Consider the following 17,318-nt stretch of genomic DNA (forward strand, 5'->3'; position numbering starts at 1 on the left):
GTCACCCCGCCGGCATGGCGCGCTGCGGCAAGGTAAAGCCAACCTGCTTGCGCTTTTCCGGCCGCTTGCGCGTCAGCGCCAGCACCATTCCCATCGAGATGGCGATGGCAATCTGCGAAGAGCCGCCATAGGAGATGAACGGCAGCGTCATGCCTTTGGCAGGCACCAGTTGCAGGTTGACGCACATGTTGATGACTGCCTGCAGGCCAAACACGGTGACGAGGCCGCCGACCGCATAGCGGGTGAAATCGTCATGCTCCTTCAGCGCCGTGTTGAGGCCGCGCAGCACGATGAAGGCGAAGATGGACATGATGAAGAAACACATGATCAGTCCGAATTCTTCGCCCGCGACCGAAAAGACGAAGTCGGCATGGCTGTCGGGGATGACCCGCTTGACGGTGCCCTCGCCCGGTCCGACGCCGAACCAGCCGCCATTGATCAATGCGTCGCGGCCCATATCGACCTGGAACGTGTCGCCTTCGCCAGTGAGGAACTTGTCGATACGCAGGGCGACGTGCGGAAACACCGTATAGGCGGCAAAGACGCCACCGACGCCGGCCGCTCCGAGCACGACAATCCACAGCCATGGCAGCCCCGCCATGAAGAACATGATGCCCCAGGTGCCGGTCGTCAGCATGGTCTGGCCGAGGTCCGGCTGCGCCACCAGCAGCGACACGACCAGCACCAAGAGCAACATGGCGAAGAGATTGCCCGGAATGTCGGGCTGGCGCTTGTGTTCGGCGAACAGCCAGGCGCACATAATGACAAAGGCGGGTTTCAAAAACTCCGAGGGCTGGATCGACAGGCCGGCAAGCGACACCCAGCGCCGCGCGCCTTTCACCTCGACGCCGATGTAGAGCACCGCCACCATCAGCACCAGCATCAGGCACAGCATGATCAGCGCCATGCGCCGGACTCTCTGGAATCGAGGAAGGACACCGCCAGCATCACGCCGAGCGCCGGCACGGTGAAGATGATCTGCCTGGTCGCGAAGTGAAAACTATCGAGGCCGATGCGTTCGGCGACCGCGGGGCTTGCGGCGAAGGACAAGACTATGCCCAGTCCCATCAGCGACAGGAACGCCGCCAGGAACCAGCGATCGATGGTCCACCACCAGGTCGCAACCGGGCTTTTGTCGAGACGGCTCTGCATTATCGTGCCCCTCCGATGGGTTTGACGCCCTCGATAGCATTCGCAGCTTGCCTGAAGGCTTCGCCGCGGACCTCGAAATTCTTGAACTGGTCGAAACTGGCGCAGGCCGGCGACAACAGCACCACCGCCTCGCCGCCATCGTCCTTGGCCGCATCATGCGCGGCATGCTCGACCGCGGCTGCAAGCGTGCCCGATATCTCATACGGCACCGCCTCGCCCAGCGTCGCCGAAAAGGCCGGCGCTGCCTCGCCGATCAGATAGGCCTTGGCGATACGCGGGAAGAAGCCGCGCAGCGGCTCGATGCCGCCTTCCTTGGGCAGGCCGCCGGCGATCCAGTAGATGCGTGAAAAGCTCGACAGCGCGGGTGCCGCCGCATCGGCGTTGGTCGCCTTGGAATCGTTGACGAACAGCACGTGGTCCTTGCGGCCGACCTGCTCCATGCGATGCGCCAGGCCCGGAAAGCTTTCCAGTCCGGACTGGATCTCGCCGAGGTCGAGCCCGACCTTGAGGCAGGCGGCCACCGCGGCAAGCGCGTTTTGCGCATTGTGCTGCCCGCGCAGCGAGCCGATGCCTTCGAGGAAGGCGACCCGGCTGTAGCGGCCATGCACCGCTTCCATCAAATTGGTGCCATCGGCGAAATAGCCGTCGGTCAGCGGCAGCCGCTTCGAAATGCGGATGACGTGCCGCCCCGCCCGCTCCAGCCGTTCGGCAATCTGCGCACACCAGGAATCGTCGATGCCGACGATCGCGGTCTCGCTGCCGGCAACCAGCCGCTCCTTGATCGAAGCGTAATGCTGCATGGTGCCGTGACGGTCGAGGTGATCCGGCGTCAAATTGAGCAGGATGCCGGCCGTCGGATTGATCGATGGTGCGAGGTCGATCTGGTAGGACGAGCATTCGACGACATAGTGCCGGTCGGGTTGCGGCGGATCGAGTGTCATCACGGCGCGGCCGATATTGCCGCCCATCTGCGTATCGCGGCCGGAAGCCTTCAATATATGCGCCGTCAGCGCCGTGGTCGTCGACTTGCCGTTGGTGCCGGTGATGGCGATGAAGGGGGCGGCTGGCGCGCCGAGCGTCCGCTCGCGGCAGAAAAGCTCGACGTCGCCGATGATCTCGACACCCGAACCGCGCGCCAGTTCCACCGTCCAGTGCGGCTTGGGATGCGTCAGCGGCACGCCGGGCGACAGCACGAAAGCGGAGAACGTGGCCCAGTCGGCTGTGTGCAGGTCGCCGGTTGCAATCCCGGCGGCTGCCGCCTTGGCGACACTGTCGGGATTGTCGTCCCAGGCCAGAACCTCAGCCCCGCCCTCGATCAGCGCGTGCGCGGTCGCGATCCCCGAGCCGCCGAGCCCGAAGAGCGAAACACGCTTGCCTGCGAAGGATGCGGCGGGAATCACGGGGCGCGCCTATCTGAGCTTGAGGGTGGAAAGGCCGACCAGCGCCAGGATGACGGCGATGATCCAGAAGCGGATCACCACCTGGCTTTCGGTCCAGCCGAGCTTTTCGAAGTGATGATGGATCGGCGCCATTAGGAACACACGCTTGCCGGTCATCTTGAAGTAGCCAACTTGGATGATGACGGACAGGATCTCGACCACGAACAGCCCGCCGACGATGACCAGCACGATCTCGTGCTTGGTGGCGACCGCAACGGTGCCGATCAGCCCGCCCATGGCCAGCGAGCCGGTGTCGCCCATGAAGATCGCCGCCGGCGGCGCGTTGAACCAGAGAAAGCCGAGGCCGGCGCCGATGACCGCGCCTAGCACAACAGCCAGTTCGCCGGTGCCGGGCACGAAATGGATCTGCAAATACTCGGCGAATACGGCATTGCCGGAGAGATAGGCAATGACGCCGAAGGACGCCGCCGCGATCATGATCGGCACGATCGCCAGGCCATCCAGGCCGTCGGTGAGGTTCACCGCATTGCCCGCCCCCACGATGACGAAGCAGGAGAACGGGACGAAGAACCAGCCGAGATTAATCAGGAATTCCTTGGCGAAGGGGAATGTCAGCGACGAGGAGAACGGCGCCTGGCCATTATGCATGATCGCCCAGGCGGCGATGCCGGCGATGACGAATTCGAGCGCCAGCCGCGCCTTGCCGGAAAAGCCGAGATGCGACTGCTTCGTCACCTTCAGATAGTCGTCGTAGAAACCTATCGAGCCGAAGCCCAGCGTCACCAACAGTACCACCCAGACATAGATGCTCGACAGGTTCGCCCACAGCAACGATGAGCCGATGATGCCGGACAGGATCATCAGTCCGCCCATGGTCGGCGTGCCGGCCTTCTTGAAATGGGTCTGTGGCCCGTCGGCGCGGATCGGTTGGCCCTTGCCCTGGCGCAACCTGAGCGAATTGATGATGGTCGGCCCGAAGATGAAGACAATCAGCGCCGAGGTGATCAGCGCCCCGCCGGTACGGAAGGTGATGTAGCGGAAGACATTGAAGACCGAGATCTTGTCCGCGAAATCGACGAGCAGTGTGAACATGCGCTTTTCGTCCCCGACTTGACCCTAGGTCTGTTTGCCGATTGTCGTTTCAGCCGGGAACTTGCCCAGCAACGCATCGACCAGCTTTGCAAAGCCGATGCCCTTCGACGATTTGATCATCACCACGTCGCCTGGCCTCAGCGCTGCAAACAGCACCGGCTTCAATTCTTCGGCGCCGGCGCGGTATTCCGTCCTGATCTCGCCCGGCAGCGCTTCCGCCAGCGCCCGCATCTCCGGCCCCCCGAGAAAGACGGTCTGCGTGCCGGTGCCGACGATGAGACCGGCAAGTGCAGCATGCAGCTTGGCCGAATACTCGCCGAGCTCCAGCATATCGCCCAGCACGGCGATGCGGCGGCCCTCGCCCGTCACCGGCGTCGCGTTGAGCAGCGCCATGGCGGCGGCCATCGAGGCGGGGTTGGCGTTGTAGCTTTCGTCGATCAGCGTGATCGGTCCACCGGGGTAGCTTGGGCCGCCGGGATGGCTCGAAGTCGAGCCACCGGGATGACGCAGCACATAGCGTTTGCCGCGGCCGCGCTCGGCCGAGAGATCGGCCAGCGCCAGGGCAACCTTGTCGAGATCGGCGCCGACCAGACGGGCCGCGCCGAGGACCGCCAGAATGTTCTGCACCATGTGGCGGCCGGGCGCGCCGATGCGAGCCGTCACCTCGTGACCGCCAATCCTGGCGGCAATGTCGGAATGATCGGCATGGACCTCGCATTTGACCAGTCTGAAGGTTGAGCGCGCGTGCTCGCCGAACCCATAGACATGCTCGACGCCGGCGGCGTGCGCCATCTTGTCGAGAAGCTTGAAACGCGCGTCGTCGCGGTTGAGGATCGCCGCGCCGCCAGGTTCCAGCCCTTCGAAAATCTCGGCCTTCGCCTTGGCGATCTCGTCCAGATTGCGGAAGAAGCCGAGATGCGCCGCCGCGATCATGGTGACGATGGCGACATGCGGCCTTACCATCTTGACCAGCGGCCTGATCTCGTCGGGATGGTTCATGCCGATCTCGAACACGGCATAGTCGCAATCGGCCGGCATTCGCGCCAAGGTGAGCGGCACGCCCCAATGGTTGTTGAACGACTGCGCCGAGGCATGCACCTTGCCGACCGCCGACAGCACGTGGCGCAGCGCTTCCTTGGTGGTCGTTTTGCCCGCCGAACCGGTCACCGCGATGATCTTGGCCTGGGAACGGTCACGCGATGCGACACCGAGCTTTTCCAGCGCCACCAGCACGTCCTCGACGACGATCATCGGCGCCGTCAGCCGGCCAAGCGACGGCAGCTTGCCTTCGGCCACGACCAGCACCCCGGCTCCGGCCTTGATGGCGGCGGTCGCGAAATCATGGCCGTCCATCGCCTCGCCCTTGATGGCGAAGAAAGCGTCGCCCGGCTGAAGGCTGCGGCTGTCGATCGAAATGCCCGATATGCCGTCCGGCATCGGCCCGATCGGTCGCCCGTCCATGGCGGCGACCAGCGTCTCGGATGTCCACAGCAAATTCATGCGGCACGCTCCAGCAGCGCGGCACGGACTTCTTCGTGGTCGGAGAAATGCAGGGTCTCGGTGCCGATCGTCTGGCCTTCCTCATGACCCTTACCGGCCACGATCAGCGTGTCCCCGGCATGCAACATGGCGACGGCCTCGTGGATCGCCGCGCGCCGGTCACCGATCTCGATCGCGCCGGGAGCGGCGGCAAGGATCGCGGCCCGGATCGTCTCCGGCACTTCCGAGCGAGGATTGTCGTCGGTGACGATGACGACGTCGGCGAGCCGCGTCGCGATCTCGCCCATGATCGGCCGCTTACCGCGATCGCGGTCGCCGCCGCAGCCGAACACGACGATGACCCGGCCGGTGGTGAACGGGCGCACCGAGGCAAGCACGTTTTCCAGCGCGTCCGGCTTATGCGCATAATCGACATAGACCGGCGCGCCGTTGGCAGTCGTCCCGACAAGGTCGAGCCGGCCGGGTGCGCCCTTGAGTTTCTCCAACGCCTTCAAGGCTTTGGCGACTGGCGTTCCCGTGGAGATGGCAAGCCCGGCCGAAACCAGCGCGTTGGCTATCTGGAAATCGCCGGCCAGCGGCAGGTCGATCTCGTAGAGCATCCCGTCGGCCTCGACCTCGGCACGCTGGCGGTGGCGCTCATGCTCGACCCGTTTCAGCGTCAGGAAATCGCCGTGGCGGCCGACCGTCAGCACGTCGAGCCTTGCGGCCTTCGCCGCCTGGATGGTTGGCGCCGACCACGGATCGTCGGCGAAGATCACGGCCGGCGCGCCCTTCGGCAGCAGCGCATCAAACAGACGCAGCTTGGCCCGGTGATAGTCCTCGACCGTCGGATGGTAGTCCATGTGGTCGCGGCCGAGATTGGTGAAGCCGCCGGCGGCCAGCCTGACGCCGTCGAGACGGCGCTGGTCGAGACCATGGCTGGAGGCCTCCATGGAGGCATGGGTGACGCCGGCGTCCGCCAGTTCAAGCAACAGCTGATGCAAGGCGACGGGATCTGGCGTCGTCAGCGAGCCATAATCGTTGCGGCCCGGCGCCACCACGCCGGTGGTGCCGATCGAGGCCGCGGCAAAGCCGGCCTGCTCCCAGATCTGCCTGACGAAAGCGGCGACCGAGGTCTTGCCACTGGTGCCGGTGACGGCCACCATCGTCTGCGGCTGTTTGCCGAAATAACGGGCCGCGCTCAGGGCCAGCGCCAGGCGCGGGTCATCGACGGCCAACACGGGAACCGGCAGTTCCCCAAGGGCGCTGTCCTTGCCCGCGACGATCGCGGCAGCCCCTCGTGCGGCGGCCTCCGCGGCATAGACGGCGCCATCCGCCTTGCTTCCAGCGAGCGCGAAAAAGACGACGCCGGGTTTAACCTGGCGGGAATCGAAGAGATGCCGGTAACCTCCAGATCGACGGAAGCTGTTCCTTCGACTGGCAGGATACCGGTTAGATTTTTGAGCTTCATCGAGTTCCGTTCACCGCAACAAAATAGCGCGCAGTTGCCGGCGCGCCCTAAGAATCATTGATAGGAAACCAGCGTTGCACCATTTTCATGGCTGAAATCTGGCTTCACGCCAAGCATGGCCGCGGAACGCCTGATGATATTGCCGGCCATGACCCCGGCATTCGCGGCCGCGACGTCCGTCATGCCCGGCTTTTCCGGGTGCGGAGCATCGGCAATCGTAAACACGAGATATTGCGGATCGTCCATCGGGAATGCGGCGACGAACGTATTGAAATTCAACTCCTTCGAGTAGCGGCCATTGATGACCTTCTCGGCTGTTCCGGTCTTGCCGCCAACGCGGTAGCCGGGGACCCTGGCATTTCTGGCCGAGCCCTTCTCGGCGTTGAGCATGTAGAGATAGCGCATGCCCTCGACCGTTTTGTCGGCTACCACTTTCTTGGCCGCCGCCATCGCGTCCTGCTGGCTGCGGATCAGGAATGTCGGCTCCATCAGATATCCGCCATTGATCAGCGCCGCGCAGCCGACAGCCGCCTGCAACGGTGTCGTCGACACGCCATGACCGAAGGCGATGGTGAACGAGTTGACCTGTTTCCAGACCTTCGGCTCAGTCGGACGAGCGACTTCCGGCAGTTCGGTCTGCATCTTGTCCAAGATGCCAAGACGATGCAGGAATTCGCGGTGCGCCTCGATGCCGACCAGTTCGGCCTCCCTGGCCGACCCGATGTTGGATGAATAGAGGAACACCTCCGGCAACGACAGCACGCGGTTCTTGCCGTGGAAATCGTGAATGGCCTGATGGCCGACCCGGATTGGATGCGAAGCGTCGAAGCGGCTCGCCATCGTCGCCTTGCCGGAATCGAGCGCCATGGCTGATGTGAAGCTCTTGAAGGTCGAGCCCATCTCATAGAGCCCCGCCGACATCCGGTTCAGCCGGTCCTTGTCTTGTGCATTGTAGGGATTGTTCGGATCAAAATCCGGCACCGAGGCCATGGCCACCACTTCGCCGGTCTTGACGTTGAGCACGACGGCGCCCGCGCCCATGGCGCGATAGCGCTCCAGGCCGGCGGCAATCTCGTCGCGCACCACGTGCTGGACGCGCAGATCGATCGAGAGCTTCACCGGCTTGAGATCCTTCGCCACCGCCAGGCCCGACGCCTGCAGGTCGCTCAGACCCTGCTCGTCGATATATTTCTCCATGCCGGAGATGCCTTGATTGTCGATATTGGTCAGGCCGACAATGTAGGACGAGGTTTCACCACTGGGATAGAAACGGCGCTTCTCGGTGCGGAAGCCGAAACCGGGAATGCCGAGCTGCATGATGTCGGCCTGCTGCTTGGGGGTCAGCTGCCGCTGCAACCAGACGAAGCCGGCGCCGCTCTTCAGCTTATGATACGTCTGCTCGTAATCGATCTCCGGCAGCACCGTCGACAGCTTTTCGATCGCCTCGTCGGCGTCGACGATGCGGCGCGGCTCTGCAAACAGCGATGCCGTCTTGATGTCCGTCGCCAGCACCTCGCCGTTGCGATCGACAATGTCGGGCCGCGAGGCCGTCACCCGGCTCTGCGGGCCGCCCGACATGTCGGGGGTCTGGAAGCCAAGATAGACCAGCCGCCCGGAAATGATCGAGAAGATGCCGAAGAACACCGCCATCGTCATGACGATGCGCGCCTTGCCCTTGCCTCCGGTCGCCTTGCGGGCGCCATCGACCACGATCGAACCGTCCTCGGTGGCCCTGGGCCGACGTTTCAGCAGTTTGCCGATCATTGGGCGATGCCTCCGGTCACGATGGGATCCTTGCCGTCCGAGGGTGTGTTGCCGGAATTGTCTGCCATGTCGCCTTGGCGCCCGTTCAGGATGTCCTGGATGTCGAGGGTTTTGGCTGGCAGGTCGCCGAGGCCGACGATCTGGTGCGCGCTGACCGGCTCCAGTTCAAGCTGCGACTTGTAGAGCTCGGCGAGCTTCTGTAGCCGCGATGGCTGGGTGAGCAGGCTCCAGTCGGCCTTGAGCAGGTCGATCGTGTCCTCCTCGTAGCGTATCTCAGCATGGATCTTCTGCACTGCAGCCAATTGGTCCTCGGCCTCGCGCTTGGTTTTGTAGGTCAGGGCCGCCGCCGAGACCATGACGGCGATGAGGACGATGTCGCTGGAACGAAACACGTGCTTACCTCTCCCCCGGCCGCTCGATGCCGGGAAGTTTTGGGCCGGGAAGTTTTGGAAGGCCGAAAATCGAAAAATCGACGGCACGCGCCGGCGCATCGGTGCGGATGGCGGCGCGCAGCCTTGCCGAGCGGGCGCGCGGGTTGGCCGCAGTCTCGGCATCACCCGGCGTCACGCCGCCGCCGGACTTGCTGAAGGTGGCACTGCGTGCCCGTGCCTCCGGCATGTGGCGCGAGCCGCTCGCGGCGTCGGACCGATCGGCAATGAAGCGCTTGACGATGCGGTCCTCCAGCGAATGGAATGTCACCACGGCAAGTCGTCCGCCCGGCTTCAGCGCCCGCTCGGCGGCGAACAGCGCCTTGGCCAACTCACCGAGCTCGTCATTGACGAAGATGCGCAGCGCCTGAAAGACGCGGGTGGCGGGATGGATCTTGTCCTTCGGCGCCCGGCCGATATGCGTCTCGATGGCGTCGGCAAGCTCCAGCGTGCGCTCGAACGGACGCTTTTCGCGACGCGCTTCGATCATGCGCGCGATGCGCCCGGCGTGGCGCTCCTCCCCGAGGAAGCCGAAGATGCGGGCAAGATCGCCCGGCTTGAAGTTGTTGACGACATCTGCGGCGCTGAGGCCCGCCTGCGCCATGCGCATGTCGAGAGGCCCATCGACGCGGAACGAAAACCCGCGCTCCGCCTGGTCGAGCTGCATCGAGGAAACGCCGATGTCGAGCACGACGCCGTCGGCACTTTCGACATGCTGGTCCAGCATCGAGAATGGCGCCTGCACCAATCGCAGGCGGCCGCCTGACTGGGCTTCGAGATCGCGACCGGCCGCTATGGCATCCGGATCGCGATCGATGGCAATCACGGACGCGCCGGCCGCCAGGATGGCCTTGGTGTAGCCGCCGGCGCCGAACGTGCCGTCGACGATGACGTCCCCTTCCGCTGGCGAGAGCGCCTGCAACACTTCGGCAAGGAGCACCGGAATGTGGCGGGTCGGTCCGCCAACGGCGTTGATATCATCGCCGTGGCCCACCGTCATTCCGGTCGCTCCCCAGGCTTCGTCCCCTGCCGAAGCTGCAAAAGCCGGGCCCGCGCCTGCGCTCCGTAGGCCGCAAGCCGTCCCGGCTCCCATATCTGAAAAAAATTGCCGCGTCCGACAAAGGCTACTTCCGCCGATAGGCCGGCATGTTCGCGGATGAAATCGCTGATCGTGATGCGACCATCCCGGTCCAGCTTCAGGAATGTTCCGTCGCCATGGCAGAAGAACGACATGTCGTCCGCCGTCTGCTGGAACGGATCCTCGAGCGCGATGCGCTGCTCGTAGCGGTCGAGCAGGTCGGGCCCGCCGACATCCATGGCTGGCAGATCCAGGCAACGCAGCGCGTAGAGATCCGAATAGCCGCGTTTCTGAACGACGGCGCGAAAATGCGCAGGAACGGACACCCGCCCCTTCGCATCGATCCTGCTCACCGTGTTCGACAGAAACCGGTCCATCACACGTCACGGCCGCTTGCGCCGCCGCCCCCTCTTCGTCGTGTTGCACGCGCCACCGCTACGCGTTCCCTGCCCTGAACCCGCCTCCGTGACAGGGGCGAAAACCGGCAAACGCGCAGCCGCCGCGGCTGCCCAATTGGCGTACGCTTCACTCTGACGCGGAACGAAGGCTTTGGTATCGATATGGGATATCATGGGGTGTTATGGGCGTCAACGGGAACAGGCTTCACAACATGCAGTCGCGACGGATGGAAGCGGCTTTGAAAACACGTCTCGTCTTTATGGATCATTAAGCCTAACGAAGCGTTTAGAGCCGCTTGGCCCAACCGGACGCGCCTTGTCGCGAGCTGTTGCCGGGCATAGCGTCTCACCACACGTCCAGGGTCACCAAGAGGGTTGGAATGTCGATGTCTGAAACAGCACGGTCGCGCGCCGCGGCTCTTGCCCACCTCCGTCGCAACGCACTTGCCGTCGGCGATTCCATCCCCCTGCCACTCACCATGGCTGCCATCTTTCACGCGCCTGGCGACGCCACCGGTTTCAACCAGTATGGCCGTTTCAGCAATCCGACCTGGGATGCGGTAGAACATATGCTGGCGCATCTGGAAGACGCGCCCTGCGTCGCCTTTCCTTCCGGAATGGCGGCGATTTCGGCGGCATTTTTCGCTGTCCTCAAGACCGGCGACCGCATTCTTCTGCCTTCGGATGGCTATCACACGACAAGGGCACTGGCCGAACGCTTCTTGAAACCACTCGGCATCGCCTACGATGTGAGGCCAACCTCGACCTTCCTCGATGGCGGTTTCGAAGGCTATCGTCTCGCTTTCGTAGAGACGCCCGCTAATCCGGGGCTGGACATATGCGATATCGCGGCGGTGGCCGCGGCCGCACACAAAGCGGGCGCACTGCTTGTCGTTGATAATACGACCATGACGCCTTTCGGCCAGCGCCCGCTCGACCATGGCGCGGATATTGTCATCGCTGCGGACACTAAGGCGCCCAACGGCCACTCCGACGTGCTGTTCGGCCATGTCGCGAGCCGCAACGCCGACATCATCGCCGCGGTGACGGATTGGCGCGAAACGTCCGGCGGCATTCCAGGGCCGTTCGAAGCGTGGCTTGTGCATCGTGGCCTCGAAACGCTCGACGTGCGCTTCGACCGCATGTGCTCCTCGGCGGAAGTGATCGCGCGGCGCCTGCAAGGTCACCCGGCGATCACGGGCCTGCGCTATCCCGGCCTGGAAGGCGATCCTTCGCACAATCTTGCCCGTGCCCAGATGGAACGCTTCGGCTTCCTTGTTTCCTTCGAACTCGCTTCGGAGCAGAAGGCCGAGGATTTCATCAACAACTGCGAATTGATGCAGGCCGCGACATCCTTCGGCGGCGTCCACACCTCCGCCGAGCGGCGTTCGAAACGAGGCGATGCGGTATCGCCCGGCTTCGTTCGCCTTTCTGTAGGCTGTGAGCCGGTGGAAGAGCTCTGGAAGGCGATAGAGGCGTCGCTGGACAGGATCGGCGGCTGACCGGATCGGTTATGATCCAAGGTCCTCGGCTTCGATATTGCGATGGCCGTGCAGCACGCGAAGAATTTCGATCGCGTCCACGGGCGACCAATCAAAAGACCTGAATCGACAGGCGCGCCGGAGGGCGCAACCTGCTGATCTCAAAGAACTTTCTCGGGCAGCTTAAAAACTGCCAGCTGGCCTGTAAGCCGGGTTCTGTATGGCCCTCGCCCCTTGCGGCGCGAGAACGTGGCGGCCATTCATCTTGGGCGCATATTGCCATGCGCCTCACGCAACCTACCCGGACGGTGAGCCGGAAACAGCCCTCGAGGGTTTCCCCTCGCACCGCCCCTATTCGGTCTTGCTCCCGGTGGGGTTTACCGTGCCGCTCCTGTTGCCAGTCGCGCGGTGGGCTCTTACTCCACCCTTTCACCCTTGCCCCGACCCGGCAAAGCCAAGTCGTGGCGGTTTGCTTTCTGTGGCACTTTCCCTGGGGTCGCCCCCGCCGGCCATTAGCCGGCACCGTGTCTCCATGGAGCCCGGACTTTCCTCACCCGCGGCCTTTCGGCTTTTGCTGGTGCGGCCGCCCGGCCAGCTGGCCAGGCGTATAAAGGGGTTCACGCCACAAAACGCAACCAAAAAAGCCGGTTACGACCGGTTCTTGTCACGCCGGCGACCCGACAGCCGCCAGTTGCACCTTGACCTTGCTGCAATAGGCGGCCGAGACCGGGTTCATTCGGGTGGCGCCGTGGCCGGCATTGTATTTCAGGATCGTGCCGCACGTCGTGCCGCCGCCGAGATCCCGCGCCATGGCAAGATACTTCATGCCGTATTTGATGTTGGTGTCCGGATTGAAGAGTCCATTGGCCGAGCCGCTATAGCCCATCATCCGCGCCGTCGCCGGCTTGATCTGCATCAAGCCGATTTCGCCGGCGCCGCCGACGAGGTTCGGCCGATAGTTGCTCTCGATCTTGATCACGGCGTGAGCGAGCGACGCCGGCACGCCATAGCTTGCGGCGTAACGCGCCACGATGGCCGAATACTGATCGCCACTGGCCACCGCTGCCGTCGAGGCCACTGCTTCCTTGATCCCGATCGATGCCGTCGTCGTTTTATCAACGGCCTTGCGGCCTCGCCTGGTCTTCTGTTTTGTGCTCGGCTTCTTGGCCTTGGTCCAGCTCGCCTTCTCCACTTTCGCGGAAGACCGCTTCGCCGCCCTCACATCCTTGCTGCTTTTGGCCGAAATGGCCTTGCCCTTGGCGGTCGCTGCGACGAGCCCCTGATCGGCCCGTGGGCTCAGCGGCGCGGCGCTCGCCGCCCCGAAGGCAAAAGTCATTACGGCGGCAGCAAGAGCTGCCGTTACAACGGTCAATTTCTGCATGTGATCCTGTTCTGTCTGAACGCGCGAAGATCTCCGCGCGGCATTGCTTGATTAATGTCGGATCATCCGGGGGTTAGACGCCCGACAAACTGTACGGATTGCCCTTTGAGGCCCGAATTGCGCGCAATGAAGGCGGGGCAATTCACTTTAAGTGACAGTTTGTAACCTAATGTCGGAAAAGCATTACTTGGACGGCATCCTGACCTAAGGTCAAGTTCCGGGGGAAGCGAGCAGCCGTTGAAGCGTGCGTATCGTCGATCCGTCCGCCACTCCATCGATCCGGCGTGGCCGGAAATGACGCTGGAAAGCCTCGACCACGACCCGCGTCTGCTGGTCGAAAACACCCGATATTTCGACCCCATAGCCGTAGAGCGCCAGCATCGATTGCAGCGCCTCGACATCGGCGCCAGCGTCGCCGGTCTTCAGCACGGCGCCGCGCCTGATCGGTGCCGCCGCCACCAAGTGGCCGACGCCGGCCTCGAACAGGGCCCGCCAGGGAAACTTCTCGCCCGGATCGATCTTGCGCCCCGGCGCCACGTCGGAGTGCGCCAGCACCCGCTGGGGGGCAATCGCATGCCGGCTGGCAATTCCGGCACACAAGCCGATCACCGCATCGATCTGTCGCTTGGGAAAACCGGGATAACCCAATGAATGCCCCGGGTTGACGATCTCGATGCCGACGGAACAGGAGTTGATGTCGGTGCGTCCGAACCACGAACTCTTCCCAGCGTGCCAGGCGCGGTCGCTTTCCCGGACCATCTGCACGATATGGCCGTTCTCATGCACCAGATAGTGCGAGGAGACTTCGCTGGCCGGGTCGCACAGCCACGCCTCGGCCCCGGCGCCTGTCGGCATGCCGGTATAGTGCAGCACGATCATGTGGGGCTTCAGCGTCTCGCGCCGTGGCCCGAAATTCGGCGATACCCTGACCTCGGCGCTCGGCTCGTCGGGCAGGAAGCCGCTCATGCGTGCCGCAGGCCCCGCTCGATCATCTCATAGGCGGTGTTGATCGCCGCGAGCCTCGTCGTCGCGATCTTGATGAATTCCTGCGGCAGGCCACGCGCGATCAGCCGGTCCGGATGATTGTCGGAAACCAGCTTGCGGTAGCGTTTCCTGACCTCCTCGAACGGCTTGCCGCGCTCGATGCCGAGCACGACATAGGGGTCGGCCGCACCAAGATTGACGTGCCTGGCAAGGATCGCCTCGTAGTGCACCTCGTCTATGCGGAAGATTTCGGCGATGCGGTGCAGGAACTGGCCTTCACGCTCATGGATCAGCCCGTCGGCCTTGGCGATGTGGAACAGGCCATCGAGTATATCCTCCAGCATCATGCAGTTCGAATGGCCGGAGCCACAAAGCTGCGCCATGCGCTCGGCATAGGTCTCGAAGCCGGCAATGTCACGTTTGGCCAGATCATAGAGCCGCGCCACGTTGCGCGTCTCCTTTGGCGGCACCTCGAATATTTCCTGGAAGGCGCGTATCTCATCCTGGGTGACGACCCCGTCGGCCTTGGCCATCTTGGCCGAGAGCGCAATCATCGCCACCGAGAAAGCGACGCGACGGCGCAAATCCGCATCGCCGGAAAAAACGGTGCGTACAGCCTCGACCACGTCGGCGACGCCCGACGAGGCTGAGGACGAAATCCGCGTGATGAAGTCGCCGAGGCGGTCCCAAATCGACATGGCCGCTTCTTAGAGCCAACCGGTCCCCGCTATCAAGCCAATAACGGCCGGCATCATACCTCCGACGACAATCGATCTCGTGTCGGAACCACTACCCGCCTGGGCGAAGGGCGGGCAAGACGCCGGCCCTTCGCCAGAACACAGGTACTAATGGACTACTGCGCGGGCGCAGGAGCGGGCGTTGCCGGAGCCGGCTCGGCAGGCTTGGTCGAATTATCCGCGGGCGCCGCAGGTTTCATTGGCTGCTCGGCCGGCGGATTGGTGCTCTGGGTGGTGGTGTTATCCGTCCCCGTGCCGCTGTCGCTGCATGCAGCGACGCCGAGCAGCGCAAGCGCGGACACCGACGCAAGAATGAGTTTTTTCATGATATCTCTCCTTCAACACACGCTCACGTTGCAGTGAACGGTCGAGAAGGAAATGCATCACTCAGCCATGGGTTTCGTAACGATGCGTTTCCGCATGTAACATCGCTCGCATCCTCCCCTTGCGCCTCCCCGGGGGTGAAACAGCTTTGCGCTCCCCTGTGCGGATCGCTGTCATCCACCTGTCATAGCCGGGCGTTACCCGCTTGCGGCAAAGCAAATGGGGAATCACCTTGCCATGACGGACGTTTCCGCAGATCTGATCTTTCGCCGTGGCAAGGAAGTTGGAAAAGCCGTCTACCAGAACCGCCCCCTGTCGAAGGCAGGAATTTCCGAACGGCTGTTCGCCTTCCTGTTTTCGGGCCTGGTCTATCCGCAGATCTGGGAAGATCCCGATGTCGACATGGACGCAATGCAGCTTGGCGAAGGCCACCGCGTCGTCACTATTGCCTCCGGCGGTTGCAATATCCTGGCCTATCTCACCCGGTCGCCGGCCAGGATCGACGCCGTCGATCTCAATGCCGCTCACATAGCCCTGAACCGCATGAAGCTGGAGGCGGTGCGCCACCTGCCTTCGCAGGGCGACCTGTTTCGCTTCTTCGGTGCCGCCGGCAACGACCACAATTCTCAGGCTTACGACCGCTTCATCGCGCCGCATCTCGATCCGGTCAGCCGCCACTATTGGGAGCGCCGCAACTGGCGCGGCATCAGGCGCATCGCCGTCTTCGACCGCAATTTCTACCAGACCGGCCTGCTTGGCCTGTTCATCGCCATGGGCCACCGCACGGCTAAATTCTTCGGCGTCGACCCCGCCGGCATCATGCAGGCCAGGAACATTGGCGAGCAGCGCCGCTTCTTCCACCAGGAGCTGGCCCCGGTGTTCGAAAAGCCGCTTTTGAAATGGGCGACCTCGCGCAAGGCCTCGCTGTTCGGCCTCGGCATCCCGCCCGCGCAATATGACTCTCTCATCACGTCCGGCGACGGCACCATGGCCAGTGTGCTGAAAGCCCGGCTGGAAAAGCTCGCCTGCGATTTTCCATTGAAAAACAACTATTTCGCTTGGCAAGCCTTTGCCAGGCGCTACCCCCAACCCGGCGAAGCCGCCCTGCCCGCCTATCTTGAAAGGCAGAACTATGAGGCCATTCGCGGCAATGTAGACCGCGTCGCCATTCATCATGCCAATCTGATCGAATTCCTGGCAGGCAAGGACGCGGGTTCCGTCGACCGTTTCATCCTGCTCGACGCGCAGGACTGGATGACCGACGACCAGCTCAATGCGCTGTGGTCGGAAATCACCCGCACCGCCTCCGCCGGCGCGCGTGTCATCTTCCGCACTGCGGCCGAGCCAAGTCTGCTGCCGGGCCGCGTCTCCGCTTCCCTGCTCGACCAGTGGAGCTACGAGAGCGATGCCTCGCGCGAATTCTCCACCCGCGACCGCTCGGCAATCTATGGCGGCTTTCATCTGTACGTGAAGCGCGCCTCATGAGCACTACCGAGCTGCCGGCCAATCACGCCGAACTGATGGACGGTGTCTACCGCTGGCAGCGTCACATCTACGACCTGACCCGCAAATATTATCTGCTCGGCCGCGACCGGCTGATATCAGGGCTGGACGTTCCGCCGGGCGGCACGGTGCTGGAGCTCGGCTGCGGCACCGGGCGAAACATCATCCTCGCCGCCCGCAGCTTTCCCGGCGCGCGCTTCTATGGCCTCGACATTTCGGCAGAGATGCTGGAGACCGCGGGCACCGCGATTGCCCGCGAAGGCCTGTCCGATCGCGTCATGCTGGCAAGGGGCGACGCCACGGAGTTCGACGTAAAGGCGCTGTTCGGCCGCGACAGCTTCGACCGTGTCTTCGTCTCCTATTCATTGTCGATGATCCCAGGCTGGGAAAAGACGGTCTCCGCCGCGCTGGCAACGCTCGCTCCGGGCGGTTCCCTGCACATCGTCGACTTCGGCCAGCAGGAAGGCCTGCCGGACTGGTTTCGGACCCTGCTTCGCGGCTGGCTCAGAAAATTCCACGTCACGCCCCGTGAAATGTTGCGCGAGGTGCTGGAATCGGAATCGCGAAAAATCGGCGCAACCTTCCGTTTCCGCACACTTTATCGCGGCTACGCCTGGCTGGCGGTGGTCCGGCCGAGCAGCTGATT

At 63.5% G+C, this 17,318-nt stretch carries 14 protein-coding genes, 1 other RNA gene and 2 pseudogenes; 3 read left to right on the forward strand and 14 right to left on the reverse strand.

Going from position 1 to position 17,318, the window contains the following annotated elements; genetic code table 11:
* Window position 1: 1 nt before the first annotated feature.
* From ftsW to mraZ, 9 genes and pseudogenes are all read right to left on the reverse strand, one after another.
* Window positions 2-1,152 (reverse strand): annotated as a pseudogene (gene ftsW / locus ACIU1A_RS14535) (putative lipid II flippase FtsW).
* Window positions 1,152-2,552 carry a UDP-N-acetylmuramoyl-L-alanine--D-glutamate ligase gene (gene murD / locus ACIU1A_RS14540; protein ID WP_140495213.1) on the reverse strand — a complete coding sequence of 467 codons (1,401 nt, stop codon included), beginning with the start codon at window positions 2,550-2,552 and terminating at the stop codon, window positions 1,152-1,154. The pseudogene ftsW and the gene murD overlap by 1 nt, the downstream one beginning before the upstream one ends.
* 9 nt (window positions 2,553-2,561) lie before the next feature.
* A complete protein-coding gene (mraY, locus tag ACIU1A_RS14545; RefSeq protein WP_140495211.1) occupies window positions 2,562-3,644 on the reverse strand; it encodes a phospho-N-acetylmuramoyl-pentapeptide-transferase in 1,083 nt (360 codons plus the stop codon).
* 24 nt (window positions 3,645-3,668) lie between these two features.
* Window positions 3,669-5,144, reverse strand: a complete 1,476-nt coding sequence (locus ACIU1A_RS14550; RefSeq protein WP_404927581.1) for a UDP-N-acetylmuramoylalanyl-D-glutamyl-2,6-diaminopimelate--D-alanyl-D-alanine ligase — start codon at window positions 5,142-5,144, stop codon at window positions 3,669-3,671.
* Window positions 5,141-6,594, reverse strand: a pseudogene (locus tag ACIU1A_RS14555) (UDP-N-acetylmuramoyl-L-alanyl-D-glutamate--2,6-diaminopimelate ligase). The gene ACIU1A_RS14550 and the pseudogene ACIU1A_RS14555 overlap by 4 nt, the downstream one beginning before the upstream one ends.
* A gap of 54 nt (window positions 6,595-6,648) precedes the next feature.
* Window positions 6,649-8,358 carry a peptidoglycan D,D-transpeptidase FtsI family protein gene (locus ACIU1A_RS14560; protein ID WP_404927582.1) on the reverse strand — a complete coding sequence of 570 codons (1,710 nt, stop codon included), beginning with the start codon at window positions 8,356-8,358 and terminating at the stop codon, window positions 6,649-6,651.
* Window positions 8,355-8,750, reverse strand: coding sequence for a hypothetical protein (locus ACIU1A_RS14565; RefSeq protein WP_404927583.1), 396 nt, complete (start codon window positions 8,748-8,750; stop codon window positions 8,355-8,357). Before ACIU1A_RS14565 ends, ACIU1A_RS14560 begins: the two co-directional genes overlap by 4 nt.
* A 4-nt stretch (window positions 8,751-8,754) precedes the next feature.
* Window positions 8,755-9,786 carry a 16S rRNA (cytosine(1402)-N(4))-methyltransferase RsmH gene (rsmH, locus tag ACIU1A_RS14570; protein WP_404927584.1) on the reverse strand — a complete coding sequence of 344 codons (1,032 nt, stop codon included), beginning with the start codon at window positions 9,784-9,786 and terminating at the stop codon, window positions 8,755-8,757.
* A complete protein-coding gene (gene mraZ / locus ACIU1A_RS14575; protein ID WP_404927585.1) occupies window positions 9,783-10,241 on the reverse strand; it encodes a division/cell wall cluster transcriptional repressor MraZ in 459 nt (152 codons plus the stop codon). The genes rsmH and mraZ overlap by 4 nt, the downstream gene beginning before the upstream one ends.
* A gap of 407 nt (window positions 10,242-10,648) precedes the next feature.
* Here mraZ and ACIU1A_RS14580 point away from each other — a divergent pair, with 407 nt between their 5' ends.
* Window positions 10,649-11,764 (forward strand): cystathionine gamma-lyase, encoded by a 1,116-nt coding sequence (locus tag ACIU1A_RS14580; protein ID WP_140557586.1) that lies wholly within the window; start codon window positions 10,649-10,651, stop codon window positions 11,762-11,764.
* Between the two features lie 168 nt (window positions 11,765-11,932).
* Here the strand turns inward: ACIU1A_RS14580 and rnpB are convergent.
* The 5 genes from rnpB to ACIU1A_RS14605 form a co-directional block, all read right to left on the reverse strand.
* Window positions 11,933-12,342, reverse strand: an RNA gene (gene rnpB, locus ACIU1A_RS14585) — RNase P RNA component class A.
* 65 nt (window positions 12,343-12,407) lie between these two features.
* Window positions 12,408-13,124: a lytic transglycosylase domain-containing protein gene (locus tag ACIU1A_RS14590; protein ID WP_404927586.1), complete on the reverse strand. Its 717-nt coding sequence runs from the start codon at window positions 13,122-13,124 to the stop codon at window positions 12,408-12,410.
* A gap of 210 nt (window positions 13,125-13,334) precedes the next feature.
* Window positions 13,335-14,090 (reverse strand): N-acetylmuramoyl-L-alanine amidase, encoded by a 756-nt coding sequence (locus ACIU1A_RS14595; RefSeq protein ID WP_404927587.1) that lies wholly within the window; start codon window positions 14,088-14,090, stop codon window positions 13,335-13,337.
* Window positions 14,087-14,806: a TerB family tellurite resistance protein gene (locus ACIU1A_RS14600; RefSeq protein ID WP_404927588.1), complete on the reverse strand. Its 720-nt coding sequence runs from the start codon at window positions 14,804-14,806 to the stop codon at window positions 14,087-14,089. The genes ACIU1A_RS14595 and ACIU1A_RS14600 overlap by 4 nt, the downstream gene beginning before the upstream one ends.
* Before the next feature lie 155 nt (window positions 14,807-14,961).
* Window positions 14,962-15,171 carry a hypothetical protein gene (locus tag ACIU1A_RS14605; RefSeq protein WP_140495184.1) on the reverse strand — a complete coding sequence of 70 codons (210 nt, stop codon included), beginning with the start codon at window positions 15,169-15,171 and terminating at the stop codon, window positions 14,962-14,964.
* Between the two features lie 235 nt (window positions 15,172-15,406).
* Between ACIU1A_RS14605 and ACIU1A_RS14610 the strand changes: the two genes are divergently transcribed.
* Both ACIU1A_RS14610 and ACIU1A_RS14615 read left to right on the forward strand, forming a co-directional pair.
* Window positions 15,407-16,654, forward strand: coding sequence for a DUF3419 family protein (locus ACIU1A_RS14610; RefSeq protein ID WP_224518994.1), 1,248 nt, complete (start codon window positions 15,407-15,409; stop codon window positions 16,652-16,654).
* Entirely contained in the window at window positions 16,651-17,316 is a 666-nt protein-coding gene (locus ACIU1A_RS14615; RefSeq protein ID WP_140557525.1) for a class I SAM-dependent methyltransferase, read from the forward strand. The genes ACIU1A_RS14610 and ACIU1A_RS14615 overlap by 4 nt, the downstream gene beginning before the upstream one ends.
* The last annotated feature ends 2 nt before the right edge of the window (window positions 17,317-17,318 follow it).

It is taken from the genome of Mesorhizobium maamorense, assembly GCF_044998965.1.
Taxonomy (GTDB): Bacteria; Pseudomonadota; Alphaproteobacteria; order Rhizobiales; family Rhizobiaceae; genus Mesorhizobium.

Bases quoted from the DNA above. Each gene is read 5' to 3' on its own strand.
- ACIU1A_RS14605 (WP_140495184.1), bottom strand. From the start codon at position 15,171: ATGAAAAAACTCATTCTTGCGTCGGTGTCCGCGCTTGCGCTGCTCGGC.
- ACIU1A_RS14580 (WP_140557586.1), top strand. From the start codon at position 10,649: ATGTCTGAAACAGCACGGTCGCGCGCCGCGGCTCTTGCCCACCTCCGT.
- rsmH (WP_404927584.1), bottom strand. From the start codon at position 9,786: ATGACGGTGGGCCACGGCGATGATATCAACGCCGTTGGCGGACCGACC.
- mraZ (WP_404927585.1), bottom strand. From the start codon at position 10,241: ATGGACCGGTTTCTGTCGAACACGGTGAGCAGGATCGATGCGAAGGGG.
- ACIU1A_RS14615 (WP_140557525.1), top strand. From the start codon at position 16,651: ATGAGCACTACCGAGCTGCCGGCCAATCACGCCGAACTGATGGACGGT.
- ACIU1A_RS14560 (WP_404927582.1), bottom strand. From the start codon at position 8,358: ATGATCGGCAAACTGCTGAAACGTCGGCCCAGGGCCACCGAGGACGGT.
- ACIU1A_RS14610 (WP_224518994.1), top strand. From the start codon at position 15,407: ATGACGGACGTTTCCGCAGATCTGATCTTTCGCCGTGGCAAGGAAGTT.
- mraY (WP_140495211.1), bottom strand. From the start codon at position 3,644: ATGTTCACACTGCTCGTCGATTTCGCGGACAAGATCTCGGTCTTCAAT.
- ACIU1A_RS14595 (WP_404927587.1), bottom strand. From the start codon at position 14,090: ATGAGCGGCTTCCTGCCCGACGAGCCGAGCGCCGAGGTCAGGGTATCG.
- ACIU1A_RS14590 (WP_404927586.1), bottom strand. From the start codon at position 13,124: ATGCAGAAATTGACCGTTGTAACGGCAGCTCTTGCTGCCGCCGTAATG.
- ACIU1A_RS14600 (WP_404927588.1), bottom strand. From the start codon at position 14,806: ATGTCGATTTGGGACCGCCTCGGCGACTTCATCACGCGGATTTCGTCC.
- ACIU1A_RS14550 (WP_404927581.1), bottom strand. From the start codon at position 5,144: ATGAATTTGCTGTGGACATCCGAGACGCTGGTCGCCGCCATGGACGGG.